A 20,431-nucleotide genomic window follows, 5' to 3' on the forward strand; every position below is an offset into this window, starting at 1 on the left:
AGACTTTGGGTGAAGTAGGCACTGGAAAAACGGTTTACTTACCTACGCAGTATAAAATTAAGTGGTGGCACTCTAAAGCATATAAGGCTTGGCAAATGGTCAGAAACCATAAAATGGACTCCGTAATAAATGCTTTGAAGGAGAAGAGGTATAAATGAAAGTGAAAAAAACATTGTTATATCTAAGCATTCCGTTGTTGTTGATATTTGCAATCATATTGTTCATTGCTTTACCTTGGCTTCTAATATTCATAGGGAATCAATTAGAACCTAATCCTTCACACCCTGAAATCACATATGGGAAATTTCCATTTCGTTTGGAATATGAAATTAACGGGCAACGAAAGGTTATTCAAGATACTTTAATATGCGAATATGATGGCATTGGTTCAAATGAAGCTCGCGGCAAATATCGTAAGTGGAGGGAAATGTTATCCAGCGGGGATAGATTACTACCTTTACTAGAAGTCAACGGCAGAATAGAAATATCCTATCATCCAGGGATTGCAGAGTACTATATGGGTGATTTGGATAGTACTGACGAGTATAAGCAAACTGTTGCTGACTCTATATTTATTGAACAAGAAGGCTTTATCATTAAAAAAGATGGAAGGGTTTTTGAAAATGATGGAAGGACTATTAATACTCAATTTTCCAATTCAAATGAATTACTTGATAAGTACCATATTAAACTGATAAGCTGGGACTCTACTCCACCAATCAAGGATAATTTTCCTGAAACCAAATAATAAAGAAGATGAAATATTCCTTTTTTCGAGAAGGGGCTTTATTAAACCAAAAACGAGATTAATTCTCGCTTGTTCTAGCAATAACTAGTTGTCAACGAGTGTGCTTTGTGTCACAATCAAAGCCACAATGGACAACTGTCTGAGTAACTTAAAATAAATTTATAAAGCACTTGAAACCCTTTGGTGATTTCAGGTGCTTTTTTACGTCCACGTATAATTCTATAAGTCTAGTAACATAACTATGACATTTGGCGAGATAAAACATCTTAGCTGGAGAAGGTATCCAATCCATATCATTACTCGGTTGAGCTATGGGGCAGCACCACAGAACTTCAATATTTGCGAGCCATGTACTAAAATCAATAAATTTATTATATTTTTTTATTGAAACATTACTGGTAAAATCTATTCGATTAATTTGGTGATACTAATACAAGACTCAAATCAACTGACTAATGGAGATTATTCTACTATATGGTTTCCTATTGTAATTTTTATTCTTTTTATAAATAATTTTTGAATAGGTTGTTGGCATAGTAGTTGTTTTACATTGTTAATAGCAGAATTGAATTGTACAGTTTGATTTTATTCAGGGAGAAAGAGTGGATATGAATATCGTATTGACTTAATCAATCCTTTTCGGAGGAACAGTCGGGAACAATTGCATTTGAAAAATGTGTCAACCGGTGGAGGTAGCGATGGCTGGGATTGGAGATTTTAAAACCGACAAAAGTACCGAATTAATATGAGTTGTCTACATTGGATGAAAATAACAACAGTAAGTATGGTATGATTCCTAGAGTTTTTTTAATAGATGTAGAGGCTGGAAGTGCACAAGTATTGAAGTAGAATTTTGGATTATTTAACCACATGGGGAGTCTTTATAAACTTAACTTTGGAAGTAGTGACCAAAATGCTGGTTACAATTATTTCATGGGGATTACAACAGCAAAAGGAGTATAAGGATGTCATTATGAGTAAATTTATTTGTGCAGTCTGTGGTTATAATGAGTTGAATTATCCTCAATGGGATAAACATGGTTTTCCAACTCACGAAATATGTAATTGTTGTGGATTTGAGTCTGGATTTGATGATGATGCAAAGGACATTCCAGAGTCAATCGAAGAATATAGGATTAGGTGGCTAAGTGAGGGGGCTAACTGGTTTAGCTCATCAAAGACCAAGCCTTTGGATTGGAACTTGGCGATACAGCTAAAAAGAATCAATGTGGATATTTCTAATAGTATAATTTGACCTAGAACCCACTGTAGTTTACGGCCTTGAGAGGAGTAAATCCACTCAAGGTATTTCTTTTACCGCCACCCGGTGCCAAATAAATGAGGCGGCTAAGTCCAAACGAACTTAACCCTCTTTGCTCCCGTATAATATTCCTCTAGTATGCCTGTACACAATACCAGATAGTTTCGTGTTGTGGCTTTGTTATTAAAACTTCTTGACTGATAATAAATCTATGATCCTGACCAATATGTTCCAATGCATTTTTAATACATTTACCCTAAGACAGGTAGAACCACATTGGATTACTATTATTTCGAATGATAGGATGATGAATTTGGAAATAAATTTTAAACGTCCTTATGGTGTTATTAAGCATAATATGTCAATAGAGAACATTGCTGACTTGATAAGCTTATTTATTGAAAAGGATTCAATCATATTATTTTCCTTTTACAAAAGGAATATGGATTCATTTGATGTAAATATACAGGAATTCATCTTAGAGAGGTGTGTTTTTGTGAATTCTGAGTGGGTATTGCCATGGGGGGAATCTATACCTCATTGGGATGAACCGAATCAGACACCGCCGAAAATAATGTGGTTTTCGGCGGTGAAAAAAGAAGAAATTATTAAAGCAATTGAAATTGATAATTTATTTAGATGTATTGTCATTAAGAAGGGTTCAGATTTTAAACAACATTTCAATGTTTTATTCCATCAGGAATATTATTCGTCTATTGATGAGCAAGACTACGAATATTATTTAGGATTTACAAATAAGGATTTGTTTCTTACTAATTATCTGGATGAAGTTAAAAAGAGGTTCGAGGTATCATTAATAGAATAGGCAAATGGAAAGATCTTGGGGGCGGAAATCCTCAAGGTCTTTCTTTATATGAACACCTAATACCAAGTAAATGGGTTGAATGATACTCCTTTATGACAATCCCATAGTCTATTAGAAACCCCGAATCTTCAGATACCACTGTATCTTGCTCCAAATACCTTCTCTTCATTTTATTTCGGTAGGTTCTAGTCCACCAGAAGAATCTACTAATCGCTTGTACTCTTCGTAACTCCGGCCAATTTATTCACAAATTTGTAACCTCCTCTGGCAGGGGGTTGCGAGATTGTTTTCAAATTGTTTTACTATATTTACCTACTATAGTCTGGTAATCTATTAGTATATATAGGGGGAACGAAAAGACGTCCGGTTCAGTCGGTTCATATGCGTATATGTTCTATATGTTGAGTGAATGTCTATATTGCCATGTCTATATCGTCATGTCTGTATAACTTCATAGACAAGCTAGAGATAGCTCCCGCACATTATAAAATACAGCACAGGATGGTGTAATGAATGAAGCTTTTAAAAGTAAAATGGATGGCTGTATGCTTGATGGCAATCTGTTGTTTGGGTTTGCTAGGTATACATACGAATACGGCGAGTGCACAAGCGAAGGCTCCTTTGCTGGGGGTCAATGATGTGTTGCTAGATTCGAATACCATTCAGCCCGTAATGGAAAATGATAAGTTGTATGTACCTATCGTTACATTAGGGCAAAAGATGGGTATTTCTACTTCTGCCAATGGAAATACATTGTTGCTGACTGGACATAATCGCAGCTTTACGCTGGATTTGAACAAGGGGGATGTGTTCGAGCGTGGAGGACGCACGATGGTGCCAATTCGCACTTTGACCGATGCATTCGGCTTCACTATTACGGTTCCTACAAGTAATCTGTATCGAATTCAGAATGCAAACGCTAGTTTGTCTGATGCTCAGTTCTTGAATACATTCGCGGCAGAAATTAAACAGTATGCAGCTGTCAAACCGGGCAAAGCCAGCAATACAGGCAACAAGGGAACTGCCTCATCATCCAGCCGTACGATTTATTTGAGCTTCGATGATGGTCCTACAGCGCATACGTCGCAGCTGCTGGATATTCTGGACAAATATAATGCCAAGGCTACGTTCTTCATGCTGGGACCTGAAATTCGCCAACATAGCGCAGTGATGAAGAGAATGGTAGACGCAGGGCATGGTTTGGGCCTACATGGGATGACACATCAGGTGAAGAAGATCTATGCATCCCCGGCAGCAGCGCTGGCAGAGATGAATCAGGATAACGAAATTTTATTTAAGGCTACAGGAAAACGCACTTCTTTGATTCGTACACCTTATGGCAGCAAACCATATTTGAAGAAAGCATACCGCGATCAACTGACGGGTGCAGGCTATCATATTTGGGACTGGAACATCGATTCCAATGATTGGCGCTATACCAAAAATCCAGAGCATTTTGTACAGACTGTCCTAAGTGATATTAAAAGATTGAAAAAGCAAGGAAGAACACCAGTCGTTCTTATGCATGATAAGCCATCTACGATCAAGGTGCTTCCACAAATCATGGCCGCTTTGCAGAAAGAAGGCTATTCGTTCGAGCCGTTGAATGATAACCTGACTCCGCTTAACTTTTGGAATGATCATCGTTAATTGAATAGCATGAAAGAAAAGGCACCTTTTTAACCATTTATATAGTGGTTTTGAAGGTGTCTTTTTGTTGTATTCGCTCGGAATTGTGAAGTTTGCAGCACGCTTTATATGAATCTATGAATTCATGTCTATGCTCAGGGCATACGACTTTACGGGTTACCACGTCGCTGCATATATTACAGTAACCGCCCCGAGAGGAGGAGAGGTATGAATATAAATCCGAGTATGTTTAGTATGATTTGTGCTACCGCAGGAGCCCTTATTACGTTTGCCTTTGGCGGCTGGAATCAGCTAATGGTGCTATTCACGGTTGCAATGGCTGTTGATTATGTGACTGGAGTCGCCGCAGCAATCAAGACTGGGCAAGGTTTAAGCAGTAAAGCCGGTTTTTGGGGGCTGGCGAGAAAGGCTTTAATGCTAATGGTGATTTCTTTGGCACATCATGTGGATCTCCTGATGGGTACCGAAATCATGAAAGGGGCGGCGACGTATTTTTATTTATCCAATGAATTAATCTCTATTACGGAAAACTGTTCACGAATGGGTCTGCCGCTCCCACCCAAGCTCAAGAATTTTTTTGCCCTATTAAAGGACAAGGAGTCTGATGGTAAAAATGGCGGAAAAGATCGCTAGAATTACAAAGTTTCTTTCCGTATGTGGGGCGTTATGATAAAATTTTCAAGAGAACATTTTAAGATAAGGAGCCTATACGCATGATTAAACATATTGTTTTGTTCAAATTGAAAGACCGCTCCCCCGAAAGCATTGAGCATACAGCATCCATTTTGCGCAGCATGAACGGCAAAATCAAAGAGCTGCTGTCACTCGAAGTAGGTACGGATGTGATTCGTTCGGAACGTTCTTATGATATTTCCCTTACCGCTGTTGTCGAAACACTGGAGGATTTGCAAACGTATCAGGTACATCCTGTGCACCAGGAAATTATTGTACACATGAATGAAGTGAAGGATGTATCTATCGCAGTTGATTATGAAATCTAAAGCGATTACTGGAGGTGCAGGACCTTGTATTATGTCAACCGGGAACAAATTGAGCTTCGACTAGGGGCTGTTCCCGACATTGTCGCCGGACTTCGCCAGACTTCTGCTGCCTGGAACGGTGATCTGTTGCAGGGGCTAGTGCAGGAGCGCTGCCTTCATCTGGCGATTGAGACGGTAACGGACGTAGGAAGCTATATCATCGACGGATTTATTATGCGTGACGCTAGTAGCTACGAGGATATTATAGGTATCATTCATGAGGAAGGTGTACTGGATGATACCGTATTTCATTCGCTAGTAGAGCTGGTAGGCTTACGTAAGCCCCTAGTACAGGAGTACTTTCATTGGGACCGGACAAGCCTTCACCCGCTTACACCAAAGCTGCCTGGGTTGCTGGAGCTTTTTGCATCTAACGTGCATGATTATTTAAATAAGGAATTGGGTCCCCAGCCCGAGGGAGTGTAAAGGCAAAAGTGACGGATAAGTATATCGTACCCGAAATGCCCACTAGGCGCATGATCATGACATTATTGAAAACCCAGGGACCTGTGGGCGTCGGAAGCTTGGCAGCTCAATTGGGCATTACCGAAATGGGAGTGCGCAGGCATCTCAAATTGATGGAGCAGGATGGTCTGATCGTGGCTACGATCGTGAGACAGGCGATGGGACGCCCGACGTTTTTATACAGTCTGAGCGAGCAGGGAAGCGAGCAGTTTCCTCGTAATTATGATCATCTGTTACTGGAACTGTTAGAGGAGCTGGATGAAGAACAGGGAATGGAAGCTGTTTACTCGCTGTTTGATGGTAGAAAACGTAAAATGATGAAGCGCTACGCCCCTCACATGGAGGGGGAGACTACACTGGCTTCACGTGTGGAAAAGCTTTCGGGCATCCAAAATGCTTCCGGATATATGGCAGAGTGGCGCGAGGAAGAGGATGGTAGCTACTCTATTGTGGAATACAATTGTCCTATCTCTCAAATTGCAGGCCGTTACCGCAAAGCTTGTGAATGCGAGCAGCAAATGTTTGAGGAGCTGCTTGATGCCGAGGTTGTTCGTGAGGATTGTTTAGCGGATGGGGGTCGCTGTTGCCTGTATCGTATCCGCTCTAAAAAAAAGTAAAACTTTTCAGGCTTGTTTTCTGTATCATGACAAGCTCCCCATGCTTATAATGCACTAACAGATGGGCATTCGCCCGGGCACAAGGGAGAGATGATGATGAAGGAGAACTGCAAAAGTTTTATCCGAGGCGCGTTGGCAGGCAGCATTGTTGGTTCGGTTGCTGCTTTATTATTTGCCCCTAAGTCAGGTAGTGAGCTGCGTCAGAATATTACAGATCAGGCGCGCAACGTAAGTGATAAGGGACAGGAGCTAGCGGGGAAAATTTCAGACACCTCAATTGAGTATACTGACAAAATTAAGGAGACAGCCTCAGCCGTCATTCAAGAAATCGGGCAATGGCGTAAAAAGGGTGAAATTGTTCCTGAGGTTAGTATTTCATCAGCGACTGTTCAAGAAGATACGGAAAAAGATGCTCTGTAACGGTCTGTAAAACGTAAGTGAAACACTGAATACAGTTTGAATTCGTGGCTTCTCCCATTGGGATGGAGCCTTTTTATTGATCACTTCCTCGTTTTAGGGTAATCTTTTGGGGTACCTTTTACACGAATACGACATAAGGTATGTAGTAACGGATAGCTTTCCGAGATGAAACAACTCATATTTGAACAAAAAAGGAAGCGGTGTGCACGTGCAGCAAGCGATTGCAATATTGGATTCCGGTGTAGGAGGTTTGACGGTTGTAAAAGAAGTCATGCGTCAGCTTCCGCGGGAAAAAATCATTTATTTTGGAGACACTGCGCGCACTCCGTATGGCCCCCGACCATCGGAAGAGGTTAAAAAATTTACAGAGCAAATGGTTGATTTTCTGATCCAATTTGATCCGAAAGTCATTATTATTGCTTGTAACACGGCTACTGCCGCGGCATTGGACTATATAAGCCAAAAGGTATCCATTCCGGTGATCGGAGTCATTCACCCCGGGGCTCGTGCTGCGATCAGCGCGACTGCTACCGGGCATGTCGGGGTGATTGGGACTGTCGGTACGATTCGAAGCGGAGCGTATACAGCTGCGCTCAAGCAATTGTCTCCTTATGTAGACGTGGTGAGCCATGCTTGTCCTGCGCTTGTTCCATTAGTGGAACAAGGGTTATTCCGCTCCAAGACGACATCGCAGGTTGTGGAGGAGACATTGAGACCTATTCAAACGTATCCGATTGATTGTCTGATTCTTGGTTGTACGCATTATCCTTTTTTGAAGGAAACGATTCAAGAAGTCATGGGACCTGCAGTAAAGCTCATTAGCTCGGCAGATGAAACGGCGCGTGAGACGAGCACCATTTTGTATAACAAAGGCAAGTTGGAAGCTGGGGACGAAACGCCGGTACATCAGCTTTTTTGTTCCGGCGATCCTGAATTGTTCCAGCGCATTGCCGCACAGTGGCTCGGGGAGCAAATTCGCCAAACGCCTGTCGTCTGGCAAGTCACCAATTTGGATTAACGAGACAACCGACTTTTTTTGTCATTGGACAAATGAAGTCGGTTGTTTTGCTTTTCGCTACATCAAGACACGCCGCGTCTGCATAACATGCAGTAAGGCAGATGGAAGGGGCGTAGTAAGATGAGGGAATATATCGTTCAAAAAGGAGATACATTGCACCGGGTCGCCTCGGCTTTTAAACTATCGGCGGATACTTTAATCGTAGATAATCCGTGGGCCGCCACGCAACCCTATCTGATTAATGGTCAAGTGTTATATATTCGTCCGTCTACGGATCGTAAATACGTTATTCAGCCTGGTGAGTATGCAAGACAGATTGCCAAGCAGTTTGGTGTGGAGCTTGATGAGTTACGGCTAGCCAATTCAGGACTTGCGGAGCATGATTTTACGGAAGGAAAAACAATTGTTATTCCTGAAGACCATCAGGATCAGATTGTACGATTACGTGGAGAGTATGGATATGAAGATTTAAAGGAAGACCTAGCGGCCTTGGCCCACAGATATCCATTTATTGAAGTTGGCAGCATTGGTACCAGTGTCATGGGGAAGGATATTCCTTATGTACGTATTGGGCAGGGAACGCGTAAAATTCATGCCAATGCTTCTGTTCATGCTAATGAATGGCTGACGACGCCTTGTTTGCTGCGTTTTATAGAGCAATATGCACAAGGGATCGATGGGACTGAAGAACATGTAGGGACCTCTCAATGGGTGTATGGAGGTTCTCCGCGGGATTTGCTGGAGCATACATCCTTATGGGTGGTCCCGATGGTCAACCCGGATGGGGTAGAGCTGGTGCAACAAGGTGTACTCCCAACTCATCCGTTGTATCATGACCTCAAAAAGTGGAATGAAGGACGTGCTGATTATCGCGGTTGGAAGGCCAATATTCGTGGTGTTGACCTCAACGATCAATTTCCGGCATATTGGGAAGAAGAGGTACGCAGACGCGGTAAAACAGGTCCGTCTCGACGAGACTATGCAGGACCTGCACCTTTGTCTGAACCAGAGTCCAAGGCGCTTGCCGATCTGACGGAGCGCGAACAGTTCGACATGGTGTTATCCATACACAGTCAGGGACAGGAGATCTATTGGAATTATCGGGATCTAGAGCCTAAGGAGAGCCGAGATTGGGCCTTACGGCTAGCTGCCGCAACAGGGTACCGGGCAGTAAAACTGGGTGGTAGCGATGCAGGGTACAAGGATTGGTTTATACAGCGATTTGGTAAACCAGGGTTTACCGTTGAAGTCGGTCTAGGTGTAAATCCGCTGCCCATGCGTGATTACGATGATATTGCAGCAGAAGTGGGTATGTTAATGGCAACAGTGCTGTCATGGTAAAAAATTCGGCTTACTGAAACGTATCGAATCATTTGCACGTATTAGGAGGAACACGTTTTTTATAAGTGTTCCTCTTTACATGTCCCTTCAATGGGGTATATATACTTAGGAGCATTGGAAATGGAGTGAACAACCTATGAAGTGGAAAAGACTACTATCTCTCCGTCAATGGTCACATGTATTTCGTCGTATGCCCCGATTGATTACTTCATCAAGGATTCCGCTGGGAGAAAAATTACTCTTTGCGGTGCCTGTGTTGCTCTATTGGGTATTACCTGATGTCATGCCGTTTATGCCCATCGACGATATTGGTGTGACGCTATTGCTTATGAATTGGTTTGTCACCCGTGCCGAACGAAAATATCCAGATGTGCTTGAAAAACAGCATGTACGTGTTCGGTAGATAAGCTTATGAATTTCGTGATTGCGATTTTTCACGATTTTCTTTACAATAGGAATATTGCCTTTTGCTATGCTGAACATAATTGTGATCTATTGGCTCATGATGATGCTTCAGGCGCAGCTGTGCCGCCGTAGTACCTCTTTCCCTCTGGGATAGAGGCTAATTATTTGAGTTGTTGATTTTACCCGCTAGGTTGTGTGGTGTGGATATGTATCCAATGAACCACATTACATTTTATGAATATGAAGGAGATGAAGTTTGATGAACTGCAAAATTACTCGTAACGCAGCTAAAGTATTGAAACTTGAACTGGATAAGGAAGAGAACCAAGGGAAGAGCCTGCGCGTTGTTATTACTCATGCTCATGGAGATCATGCTCATTACGGGCTGGATTTGGACACGCCTAAAGAAACAGATACTGTCGTATCTACAGATAAAGGCATTGACGTCATTTTGGAAAACGGCCAGCCGCTGCTGGATGGTATAAAAATTGATTACTTGTACTTCCCCGAAGAAGGATTTGTCATTACTAACCCTTCCCAAGGTAATCACGGCGACCACTAAGCCGGAGCTCGGAGGGATGACAGATGGCCAATGATATTCGCGTATGTGATGAATGCAATCATATCCGCTTGAAAACGATCTTGCCCAAGTTGCAAAAGATGGCACCAGATGCCGAGATCAAAATCGGCTGCAAATCGTATTGCGGTCCTTGTGGGAAACGGGCGTTTGTGTATGTGAACGGACGTTATGTGAGTGCGGCCACAGAGGATGAAGTATTGGAGAAAGCTGCGCGCTTTATCAAATAGTTCCAGTACGCAGCATTTGCAATTTTGAATAGTTCCCCTTCTTCTGATCCATGCTAATGGATGTAGAACACTGCCCAGAAGGAGGTGTGACTCATGGCCCAATATGATTCCAATCTCGACAATCACAGCGTTGAGGCTCAAACACAAAACTCGGTGGACAGGCTGCACAATGCCGTCTCTCAAGCATTGTCACATCCGGCTGAGCAACTGATTGAACAGGCGGAGCAATCTCGTACTCATGCGGAACATGCCATACAGCAGGCGAAGGATAGCCTTGGTGACGATGCAGTAGAAGTTGCGGAGGACATGCTTGGTGAAGAGGTACAACGGCTTGAAGAGGCTAAAAAAACGTTGCGTTCCTAAGCATTTGTGAATGGTAACGAGCGCAGTCGAGTGAAAATCCATATAAAAAAGCACGATCCACAGCACTTACAAGCTGATGGATCGTGCTTTTTTGTTATATGCATGGTAGTTAAGCGATCGACATCCTTAAAGGAGTCCGGGGAGGATGCTATGTCAGCAACCTCCCACAGAAAGTCTATTAGATACAGAAGGAGTTACTTCTTTGTTTGTGGTTCCCATTCGCGAATAAGATCGTATGTGATAACCTGATCGGATATGTTCAATCGATTGAGGGCTTCGGTATATCCCGGTCCGCAGGCGTTAACATCTGTAGGCTGGCCTGTACTCAGGTTGTAACAGGTCCCTTTGGAGAATGTACCGTCCTCCGATGGAATGTAGTACACTCGTCCATCGGTGAAAGCACCAGTACGCAGCACAACCATACGAGGCTTCCCGCTAAACAGATCGTTTCCCATAAAATGATATGGTTTTGTTGAAATCCCAAGTAGGTGCATTACGGAAGGAGTCAGATCCAACTGACCTGCCGGTTCCGTATACGTGCCTGCCTGGCTTCCATCCGGAAGATGCACAAGCAATGGTACCTGATTCATGATTTTCTGCATGTCGAGATCCGTAAGTGGCTTGTCTAAAAACTTCTCATACAGTGCTTTGTCTTTAATAGAATTGTCATGATCCCCATAAAACATCAGGATCGTATCATCCCACAATCCGTCTTTCTTCATCTGATCTACCAATTCACCCAGTGCTTCATCTACATAATGGACAGATTTCAGATAGTCTCCGAACATGGTACCTTCAAACTCGCCAACATCTAAATCTACCGCGTCAGGTGACAGGTTGTACGGATGATGGCTCGAGATACCGACCATATAGGCGTAGAACGGCTGCTTAACTTCGGTGGTGAGATCATTGAGCGTTTGATGGAAAAAGGATTTATCCCCCAGGGACCAACCCAGTGGCTCATCTATTTTAAAATCTTTTTTACTGTAGAACTTGTCATAGTTCATTGCCTTATACATGGTGTAACGGTTCCAGAAGCTGCTGTCGTACACGTGAAACGCATTGGGACTATACCCAGTATCCTTCAAAATGGAAGGTAACGTATCGAATTTATGGTCCGCATAACGGATAAATACGGAGCCTGTAGGGAGCGGATGCAGCGAAGCATGTGTAGAGAAGTCCGCGTCCGAAGTACGGCCCTGCGCAGTCTGGTGAAAATAATTGTTGAAATACATGCTTTCCTTCGTCAGTTTGTCAAAATTAGGCGTAATCGCTTGACCGTTGATCTGTTTGCCGATAAAAAAGTTCATGAACGCTTCAGCTTGAATGACCATCACGTTTTTGCCCTTATACTTGCCAGATAGATCATTTTTAACCTGAAGCAACTTCTGGTGCTGATTAAACCATTCCTTATCTTTATCGGATTCTGCTTGAGCCAATGTAGGCTGGGGACCAAGGTGATCCTGACCATAGCGGTAGATGTCATATCCATGAAATCCGACCAATCCGGTTACGTTGTACAAGGCCATCGACCACCAGTTGCCGACAAATATGCCAGTTGCCCATGTGGAGGTATAATATTTGATCGGCCCAAATGTTAATACATAGCCAATCAGGAAGGCCAATGCTCCTTTGGAGAAGCGAAGCAGAAATCTCTTTGTGAACGAGCTTCGGGATGCTTCTAAATAAGTATCATTCGTTGTAAGTCGACGTCGTAAGGAAGCCACAAATATGACATACGGAATGAATAGAATCCAGTCTGCAAAAAAGAAAATGTCCCACCAGTACATAAGGGATGCGATACTTCCGCCTAGAGAATCAACTTGTCCGGCTTGAAGTAAGACGGGAATCGTAATGAAATCCTGGAAATAACGATAATAAACCATGTCGGAATAAATGAGCGCGGTGAGCAACATATCGAGCACCACAAGAGCAATCAAACGTCCGCGACGTGGCAGCCATAAGGTCCAGAAGCTCACAAGTAAAAGCGAACCAATAGCGATGACATAATCCAGCGGATTCATGTCAATATTTTGGGCATGCAAGTTATAGTGAATCAGTACGAGCTTGCCGATCATAAGTACAAAAAACAGACCTAATCCAAAATATTGAGACAGCAGCATTCTGCTGAACGTGTTACCAGTGCGACTTGCACTGGACGTGCGAATAAGCAACACTTTACCCCCTCTGGCAGAAATGTTCGGCTAGTATAAACTACATATTAACGTAATGTTAAAACCGAAATGCCTTTAATTATTATAGCGCTCATCTCGCGCATTTCAATGATTAAGTAAAGAAAATACAGCACAAATCAGGCCAGAACAACGAACAGAGAGTTCGTTTCCTGGCCTAGGCTTCATCATATTTAAGGCTACAACGGCGAAGTATCTTTGCGGCGCGGAGGCAGAGGGCCTAGATACTGATAGTATTGGCATTCGATCCGGCCGTTAAACAACTTCCGGCGTTTGTCTGCTTTACGACCCCAATAATGCTCAAATTGCTTGGTGGAGCTGATGGCAAAGAAGGACCAAGTCTTCATTTCGGCTGCCGTGCGTGCGAGTGAACGGATCAGCTTTTCCACCTCGGATTGCTCGCTCAGTCTCTCGCCATAAGGTGGGTTTGTAATCATCACACCATATTGTCCTTCGAGTCTGACTTTAGTTACAGGCATCACCTTAAGAGGGATGTCTTTAGCAAAGCCTGCTGCTTTTACAGCTGCCTCAGCAACTTGTATGGCATTTGGGTCGATATCGCTACCTGCAATTTCAAAAGGAATGTCATCGCGGGTCAAATCCATCGCCTCGTCGCGAGCCTGATCCCATAATTCTCTGCCAATGACAGGCCAGTCTTCCGAGTTAAAGGTACGTCTCAGGCCTGGCGCAATGTTCCAGGCTTGCATGGCAGCTTCGACCAACAAAGTACCGGAACCGCAGCATGGGTCATAGAATGGTCGGTCAGGGCTCCAGCGACTAAGCTGAATAAGAGCAGAAGCCATCGTTTCTTTGAGAGGCGCCTCTGTAACGAGCTTACGGTAGCCGCGTTTGTGCAGTCCTGGACCGGTCGTATCAAGTGTCAGCAACGCACGATCATTCAATAGAATGACCTCAATGACGTAACGAGGGCCATCTTCAGCAAACCAATCTGTGTGGTAGGTTTCCTTGAGCTTCTCTACAATCGCCTTCTTGACGATTCCCTGACTGGCTGGTACGCTACTAAGCTGTGATTTGTGCGAACGTCCCTCTACGGGAAATTCACCATCTACAGGAATCCAATCCTGCCAAGGCAATGCTTTGGTACCCTCGAACAGCTCGTCGAAGGTAGTTGCAGCAAATTCACCCATTTTTATAAGCACGCGGTCTGATGTGCGAAGCCACAGGTTACACCGGCATATATCCATATAATCTCCGGTAAAAACGACGCGGCCATTTTCAACGGTCAGATCTTCGTACCCGAGTTCTCTGAGTTCCCGGGCCACGACGGCTTCAAGTCCCATTGGCGCAGTTGCGATTAGTTGCAGTTGAGTCATTAAACGTATTCACTCCGTCCCCATAATCATGTAAGCTTGGTTCAATCCCTATAGTATAGGTCATTGTACTCGAAGAGACAAATCATTAAGGTGAAAAATTTACGAAGGACACCACGTCCAACCTACGTTATGATTAAGCAAGAAGGAGAGATGAACCGTGGAAATTACACCAAATATGACGCCTGAACAATATGTAGACCAGCTGGTACAAGAGGATGAAGCACTGCGCAGTATCAGGGAGGCTATCGTTAAAGAAGGTATGCCGGAAGTATCCGTTGCCCACCCTTACGGAAAACTGTTGACCTTTCTAATTGAAGTATCTGGCGCACAGCATGTACTGGAAATCGGCGCATTAGGCGGCTACAGCGGATTATGTCTGGCCCGTGGGCTGGGAGAAAAGGGTCGCATTGTGTCACTGGAGCTGAAAGAAGCGTACGCAGCGCTGGCACATCGACATATGGAAAACAACGGCTACGGTGACCGTGTCGAATACCGTATCGGACCCGCAGCGGACAGCTTGAAGGAACTTCAGGAAGAGGGAAGAACTTTCGATTTTTTCTTCATAGATGCAGATAAGGAAAATTACCCGGTGTATCTGGAATATGCGATTGCTCTGGCGAATCCGGGTGCCATTATTGCGGGAGACAACTGTTTCCTTCGCGGACGAACGCTGAATACGGATAAGAACGGCCCTGCCGTTCAAGCCGTGAGACGGTTTAACGAAATGATAGCAACAGATCCGCGGCTGGTCAGCACGCTTTTGCCAGCTTACGATGGATTGGCGCTAGCTCGAGTTAAATAGCATGCATTCCATATGTATAGCTATGTAAAAAAGAACCTCCTTGTCCACAGCAGCGTGAACAAGGAGGTTCTTGTCTGTTAAGGCAGGCTTGTCTTACCCTAAGATTATCTTACCTGAAATCAGGTGTAGCCTTACGATCAAAGAGCTTCATGCGTACCCAGAATATGTTAACGATTAACAGGACACCTGACATGATAAACAGTCCTTCGATGCCGATAAACCCGGATAGCACCCCGCCAATGACAGCACCCAGCATATTCCCCAGCGCCAGTGAACTCGTATTAAAGCCGAAAGAACGGCTTTCCATTCCTTCCGGTGTATACGTACGAATCAGCGCATTTACGCTTGGTAGCAGACCGCCCATAAATACACCCATGAAAAAACGGATAATGACAAGTTGCCATACTTCATTGACAAAAGCCTGCGGAATAAGCATAACCGCCGTTCCAAGCAGTGCAATGGTCAAGATCTTGTGTGCGCCTATCTTATCACTCAGTCTTCCAAGGAGCGGTGCAGCAACCATATTGGATACACCTGTAATAGCCGTAACAAACCCGGCAATCAACGCAATTCCTTCTGCCGATCCATACAGCTTTTGCACATACAACGGCAGAAGAGACACCGTACTGATCATGGCAAACTGGAGCAAAAACGTTACGGTGAACAAAGCCGGAAGCTGGGGCGTATGGCTTAACTCCTTTAATCCGGCAAGAACCGAAATTTGTGGTATGCGTGCAGCTTCCGTTTTGCTGAAATTTTCTTTAACCAGAAACATTGCGATAAGCGAGGCTATAAAAATTAGAGTGCCTGTAATATAAAAGATCGGTCTGAATCCGACCCAGTCAGCCAAAAATCCGCCTAGCAGAGGGCCGAGAATCGTGCCAGCCATCTGACCGGATTGCATAATTCCCATAGCGAATCCGGTTCGCTCTTTGGGAGTGGTACCCGACACTAAGGAAATCGATGCCGGATTGAAACCTGAAATCGTACCGTTCAGCAGGCGAAGCGCCAGCAGTTGCCACGGGTGGGTGACCAAACCCATACATCCGATGACCAAAGCCATACCAAAGCCTGAGCGAAGCAGCATGACTTTACGTCCATATCGGTCAGCCAGCTTCCCCCACAAAGGCTGGAACATAAATGAGGTCAAAAAGTTAGCGGCAAAAATAACTCCGGCCCATAGACCAATATCGTGCTCTCCCTTCACATGAAGGTCCTGAGCCAGATACAGGGCGAGGAACGGAGTAATCATCGTAATACCCGCATTGACCAGAAACTGACCGAACCAAAGCACAATGAGATTGATTTTCCATGTCTCCCACGTTTTCAATGTGCTTTCACTTCCTTTCTGCCCATTCTCATCCTGTTGTAAATCCTACTTATCAAAGCATAACTTCTCCCGAGCTTTAAAAAAGCCATTTCTCTAGTATAGCACACTTCATTGAAACTTTATCCAAATGTCATGGGTTTGTCATGGTTTGTTCGAGAGCTGCGGTTGTTACGACTCTTGAAAAAGGGCATAATAAAATATAGTATTTATGATTCGAACTGGAGGCTGAAGTCATGACCTACAATGATACTTTTATCCGCGCTTGCCGCAAGCAAGCTGTGGATCATATTCCCGTATGGTACATGCGGCAGGCCGGAAGGTATGACCCTGAGTATCGCAAAATTAAAGAAAAATACACGTTGCTTGAAATATGCCGCCAGCCCGAGCTGGCCGCAGAAGTGACTTTAATGCCCGTGCGCAAGCTTGGGGTAGACGCTGCAATTTTATATTCTGATATTATGAATCCGGTAGCCTCGCTAGGGGTTGATTTTGATATTGTCAAAAATATTGGTCCGGTTATTGATAATCCGATCCGGTCAGCTGCAGACGTAGACAAGTTGCGTCCGATTGATGTGGAACGCGATTTGGGTCATATTTTGGAAACGATTCGTATTTTGGACCGTGAACTGAACGTGCCATTGATTACGTTCGCTGGAGCGCCTTTTACCATTGCAAGCTATTTAATAGAAGGAAGGCCCTCTAAAGGATATATTCGCACTAAAGCCATGATGTATGGAGAGCCTGAGTTGTGGCATCGCCTGATGGATAAGCTAGGGGACATGGTTATTACATACGTGCGAGCTCATATCGCTAATGGCGGTAAGGCTTTCCAATTGTTTGATAGCTGGGTAGGTGCGCTCTCGCCTTATGATTTTCAAACTTTTGTGCTGCCGACTATCACACGTATTCTCCATGAATTATCTGATCTGGATGTACCTAAAATTTATTTCCCGGGCGTAAGCTCTGGTGAATTGCTTCCACACTTGAATGGGTTAAAAGCCGATGTGATTGGACTGGACTGGCGGGTAAGTATACCTGAAGGACGTCGTCGCTTGGGCAACGGTTTTGGTGTACAGGGAAATCTGGATCCTTATGTGCTTACTGCGCCAATCGATGTTATCAAGCAGTATGCGAAAACCATTGTAGATGAAGGCATATTGGAGCCGGGTTACATTTTCAATCTCGGTCACGGTTTATTTCCTGAAGCCTCGCTAGATAAGCTAAGAGAGCTTACTAATTATGTGCATGAGTATTCCCGTTCGGTTTTGTCAAAAAATTAATACATTAGAAATGTTAAGAGGTGGTCTACTAATGAAAACCAAAGTGGGTGTACTGGTCATGTCCTACGGGACGCCGGAGAGTCTGGATCAGGTGGAAGCCTATTATACACATATTCGTCGTGGTAATGCTCCTTCGCCGGAGCAATTAAAGGAATTAAAGGATCGTTATGAAGCTATTGTGGGCGGTGTGTTTCCGCTACGTCAGAATACGGATCGGCAGGTTCAAAACCTGCAGGAAACCTTAAACCGGGAAAATCGCAACCCGGACATTGAATTTGTCTGTTATCAGGGACTCAAACATGCGAAACCGTTTATTGAGGACGGTGTGGAAGCCATGGTGCAAGATGGCATCCGTGCAGCGGTAGGTGTCGTGCTGGCTCCGCATTATTCCGTTATGAGTGTAGGCACTTATATTAAGCGCGCGCAGGCTAAGGCACAGGAACTGGATCTGGCCATATCATTTGTGGAGAGCTATTATCTTCATCCTAAGTTGATTAAGACGCTGACTGAGCGTGTGAACGCCAAACTGGCGCTTTTTGAAGAAGCTGGAGCCAAGCGGGATGAGGTTCGTGTTCTGTTTAGTGCGCACAGCTTGCCTGAACGGATTTTGGCTATGGGTGATCCTTATGTGGAGCAATTAATGGCGACTTCGCAGGCTGTTGCGGACAAAGCGGGAATTACCAACTGGCAGTTTACGTGGCAAAGCGCTGGTCGTACAGCCGAGCCATGGTTGGGGCCAGACATTTTGGATACCATGCACAGCCTTAATGAGGAGCAAGTGGAGTATGTGCTGGCTGCGCCAGTTGGCTTTGTTTCTGATCACTTAGAGGTGTTATACGACCTGGATATTGAAGCACAGGCGTTGGCGAAGGAATTGGATATGCGTTTTCAGCGTATTGATTCACTCAATAGTGATCCACTGTATATGGAGACGCTTAGTGATGTCATCATAGACCAATGGAAAAAGGGATGAGGACATAATGGAGCAAAAGTTACGTAATATTGTGATTGTAGGCGGAGGCTTGACCGGGCTTAGCACTGCTTTTTATACACGAAAAATGTACAAAGAAGCTGGCTACACACCTCAAATCACGCTGGTGGAGAAAGCTTCCGTGCTGGGCGGGAAAATTGAAACGCTGCATAAAGATGGTTTTGTAATTGAAAAGGGGCCAGATTCCTTTCTGGCCCGTAAAACGGCCATGATAGACCTAGCAAAAGAGCTGGAGCTGGATCATGAGCTAGTGAGCACAAATCCTGAGGCTAAAAAGACATACATTTTGCATGAAGGACAGCTTCATCCGATGCCTCCTGGCCTGGTGCTGGGGATTCCAACGGAGCTGAAACCCTTTTTGCGCAGCGGATTGATCTCTTTAGGCGGGAAAATGCGGGCTATGATGGATTTTGTCATTCCGCCTCGCCGTGTACCGGGAGATGAGGCGTTGGGTGATTTTATTGAACGCCGACTGGGCAAAGAAGTGCTAGAGAATGTAACCGAGCCACTGCTGGCGGGGATTTATGCTGCCAACATGAAGACGCTAAGTTTGCAGGCGACCTTCCCACAATTTGCTGAGGTAGAGCAGCAGTACGGAAGCCTCATTCACGGGATGATGACAGGTCGAAAACCAGCTGAAACACATACGGGGACGAAAAAAAGCGCCTTTTTGACCTTCCGTCAAGGCTTGCAAAGTTTGGTGCATGCGTTGCTGAATGATTTGTATGACTGTGATTTACGCACCGGAATTGCTGTTACTGAATTCACAAAGACAACGGAAAGTGAAGGCAGCCCATATCGCGTTATGCTGGACAATGGAGAGACGCTGGAGGCGGATGATATTTTTGTAACGACTCCCAACTTTGCTGCTGCGCCGCTATTGCGAGATCATGTCAATGTGGCTGCACTGGAAGCCGTTAATTACGTCTCCGTAGCAAACGTGGTCATGGCCTTTGATAAAACAGATATTGAGAACGTCTTTGACGGTTCTGGTTTTCTGGTTCCTCGCAAAGAAGGACGCAGTGTGACCGCTTGTACATGGACGTCTGCCAAGTGGCTACATACTAGCCCGGACGATAAGGTGCTGTTGCGCTGTTATGTAGGGCGAGCAGGAGCTGAAGACACTGTAGAGTTACCGGAAGATGAGCTGATTGCACTGGTACGTAAGGATTTGAAAGAGATGATGGGAGTTACAGCAACTCCGCTGTTCACGGAAATTACACGTCTTCGCAATTCCATGCCTCAATATCCGGTAGGGCACCCGCAGGCTATAGTTGATTTGCGGGAAGAGTTACGCACTGCCATGCCAGGAGTGTATGTTTTGGGCGCTGGCTATGATGCGATTGGTTTACCGGATTGCATCCGTCAGGCTAAGGAATGGGCCTCTAATGCCGTTCAAACGACACAGCAGGAAGCGGTTAAGATACAGGTGTAAATGTTCGATGATGAACCCTTCGAGATCCAGGCGAGGGGTTCTATTTATATTGAAATTTGATATATAATGGAGAAGGTGTAAAATTCGCCAGCTAATAAAGAAGTTA

22 protein-coding genes are annotated in these 20,431 nt (G+C 44.5%); 19 read left to right on the forward strand and 3 right to left on the reverse strand.

What is annotated here, in order from left to right:
* Positions 1-154: 154 nt before the first annotated feature.
* The 15 genes from NLX74_RS02165 (at position 155) to NLX74_RS02235 (ending at position 10,961) form a co-directional block, all read left to right on the forward strand.
* Complete coding sequence (locus NLX74_RS02165) at positions 155-748, forward strand: hypothetical protein (RefSeq protein ID WP_254327820.1); 594 nt, start codon at positions 155-157, stop codon at positions 746-748.
* 853 nt (positions 749-1,601) lie between these two features.
* Positions 1,602-2,003 carry a hypothetical protein gene (locus tag NLX74_RS02170; RefSeq protein ID WP_254327821.1) on the forward strand — a complete coding sequence of 134 codons (402 nt, stop codon included), beginning with the start codon at positions 1,602-1,604 and terminating at the stop codon, positions 2,001-2,003.
* Positions 2,004-2,316: 313 nt separating this feature from the next.
* Entirely contained in the window at positions 2,317-2,835 is a 519-nt protein-coding gene (locus tag NLX74_RS02175) for a hypothetical protein (protein WP_254327822.1), read from the forward strand.
* Between the two features lie 513 nt (positions 2,836-3,348).
* Positions 3,349-4,485 carry a polysaccharide deacetylase family protein gene (locus NLX74_RS02180; RefSeq protein ID WP_254327823.1) on the forward strand — a complete coding sequence of 379 codons (1,137 nt, stop codon included), beginning with the start codon at positions 3,349-3,351 and terminating at the stop codon, positions 4,483-4,485.
* Positions 4,486-4,692: 207 nt separating this feature from the next.
* Positions 4,693-5,118: a phage holin family protein gene (locus NLX74_RS02185; protein ID WP_013309678.1), complete on the forward strand. Its 426-nt coding sequence runs from the start codon at positions 4,693-4,695 to the stop codon at positions 5,116-5,118.
* Positions 5,119-5,198: 80 nt separating this feature from the next.
* Entirely contained in the window at positions 5,199-5,486 is a 288-nt protein-coding gene (locus NLX74_RS02190) for a Dabb family protein (protein WP_013309679.1), read from the forward strand.
* A gap of 24 nt (positions 5,487-5,510) precedes the next feature.
* Positions 5,511-5,951 carry a DUF86 domain-containing protein gene (locus NLX74_RS02195; RefSeq protein WP_023987986.1) on the forward strand — a complete coding sequence of 147 codons (441 nt, stop codon included), beginning with the start codon at positions 5,511-5,513 and terminating at the stop codon, positions 5,949-5,951.
* A gap of 8 nt (positions 5,952-5,959) precedes the next feature.
* Positions 5,960-6,607 (forward strand): helix-turn-helix transcriptional regulator, encoded by a 648-nt coding sequence (locus NLX74_RS02200; protein ID WP_023987987.1) that lies wholly within the window; start codon positions 5,960-5,962, stop codon positions 6,605-6,607.
* A gap of 96 nt (positions 6,608-6,703) precedes the next feature.
* A complete protein-coding gene (locus tag NLX74_RS02205) occupies positions 6,704-7,027 on the forward strand; it encodes a YtxH domain-containing protein (protein ID WP_254327824.1) in 324 nt (107 codons plus the stop codon).
* A 208-nt stretch (positions 7,028-7,235) separates the two neighbouring features.
* Positions 7,236-8,045 carry a glutamate racemase gene (gene racE, locus NLX74_RS02210; protein ID WP_023987989.1) on the forward strand — a complete coding sequence of 270 codons (810 nt, stop codon included), beginning with the start codon at positions 7,236-7,238 and terminating at the stop codon, positions 8,043-8,045.
* A 120-nt stretch (positions 8,046-8,165) separates the two neighbouring features.
* Positions 8,166-9,386, forward strand: a complete 1,221-nt coding sequence (locus tag NLX74_RS02215) for a M14 family metallopeptidase (RefSeq protein WP_254327825.1) — start codon at positions 8,166-8,168, stop codon at positions 9,384-9,386.
* Positions 9,387-9,522: 136 nt separating this feature from the next.
* Positions 9,523-9,789 (forward strand): hypothetical protein, encoded by a 267-nt coding sequence (locus NLX74_RS02220; protein ID WP_029516685.1) that lies wholly within the window; start codon positions 9,523-9,525, stop codon positions 9,787-9,789.
* A gap of 261 nt (positions 9,790-10,050) precedes the next feature.
* Complete coding sequence (locus NLX74_RS02225) at positions 10,051-10,353, forward strand: iron-sulfur cluster assembly accessory protein (RefSeq protein ID WP_254327826.1); 303 nt, start codon at positions 10,051-10,053, stop codon at positions 10,351-10,353.
* A gap of 23 nt (positions 10,354-10,376) precedes the next feature.
* A complete protein-coding gene (locus NLX74_RS02230) occupies positions 10,377-10,598 on the forward strand; it encodes a YuzB family protein (protein WP_007429791.1) in 222 nt (73 codons plus the stop codon).
* Between the two features lie 93 nt (positions 10,599-10,691).
* Positions 10,692-10,961, forward strand: a complete 270-nt coding sequence (locus NLX74_RS02235) for a hypothetical protein (RefSeq protein ID WP_254327827.1) — start codon at positions 10,692-10,694, stop codon at positions 10,959-10,961.
* Between the two features lie 194 nt (positions 10,962-11,155).
* Here the strand turns inward: NLX74_RS02235 and NLX74_RS02240 are convergent, their stop codons facing one another.
* Together NLX74_RS02240 and NLX74_RS02245 are read right to left on the reverse strand one after the other, a co-directional pair.
* On the reverse strand, positions 11,156-13,138 hold the full coding sequence (locus NLX74_RS02240) for an LTA synthase family protein (protein WP_254327828.1): 1,983 nt from the start codon (positions 13,136-13,138) through the stop codon (positions 11,156-11,158).
* Positions 13,139-13,332: 194 nt separating this feature from the next.
* Positions 13,333-14,487, reverse strand: coding sequence for a THUMP domain-containing class I SAM-dependent RNA methyltransferase (locus NLX74_RS02245; protein ID WP_254327829.1), 1,155 nt, complete (start codon positions 14,485-14,487; stop codon positions 13,333-13,335).
* A 157-nt stretch (positions 14,488-14,644) separates the two neighbouring features.
* On the opposite strand from NLX74_RS02245, the gene NLX74_RS02250 reads away from it, so the two are divergent.
* Positions 14,645-15,289 (forward strand): O-methyltransferase, encoded by a 645-nt coding sequence (locus NLX74_RS02250; RefSeq protein ID WP_254327830.1) that lies wholly within the window; start codon positions 14,645-14,647, stop codon positions 15,287-15,289.
* Between the two features lie 109 nt (positions 15,290-15,398).
* Here the strand turns inward: NLX74_RS02250 and NLX74_RS02255 are convergent, their stop codons facing one another.
* Positions 15,399-16,619 carry an MFS transporter gene (locus NLX74_RS02255; RefSeq protein ID WP_025722314.1) on the reverse strand — a complete coding sequence of 407 codons (1,221 nt, stop codon included), beginning with the start codon at positions 16,617-16,619 and terminating at the stop codon, positions 15,399-15,401.
* Between the two features lie 233 nt (positions 16,620-16,852).
* On the opposite strand from NLX74_RS02255, the gene hemE reads away from it, so the two are divergent.
* From hemE to hemG, 3 genes are read left to right on the forward strand one after another with little or no spacing between them, the layout of a single operon-like run.
* On the forward strand, positions 16,853-17,899 hold the full coding sequence (hemE, locus tag NLX74_RS02260; protein ID WP_254327831.1) for a uroporphyrinogen decarboxylase: 1,047 nt from the start codon (positions 16,853-16,855) through the stop codon (positions 17,897-17,899).
* A gap of 31 nt (positions 17,900-17,930) precedes the next feature.
* On the forward strand, positions 17,931-18,872 hold the full coding sequence (gene hemH, locus NLX74_RS02265) for a ferrochelatase (RefSeq protein ID WP_254327832.1): 942 nt from the start codon (positions 17,931-17,933) through the stop codon (positions 18,870-18,872).
* A 7-nt stretch (positions 18,873-18,879) separates the two neighbouring features.
* Entirely contained in the window at positions 18,880-20,325 is a 1,446-nt protein-coding gene (gene hemG / locus NLX74_RS02270) for a protoporphyrinogen oxidase (protein WP_254327833.1), read from the forward strand.
* Positions 20,326-20,431: the final 106 nt, after the last annotated feature.

Origin of the sequence: Paenibacillus sp. MZ03-122A (assembly GCF_024213325.1) — a bacterium.
GTDB lineage: Bacteria > Bacillota > Bacilli > Paenibacillales > Paenibacillaceae > Paenibacillus > Paenibacillus polymyxa_B.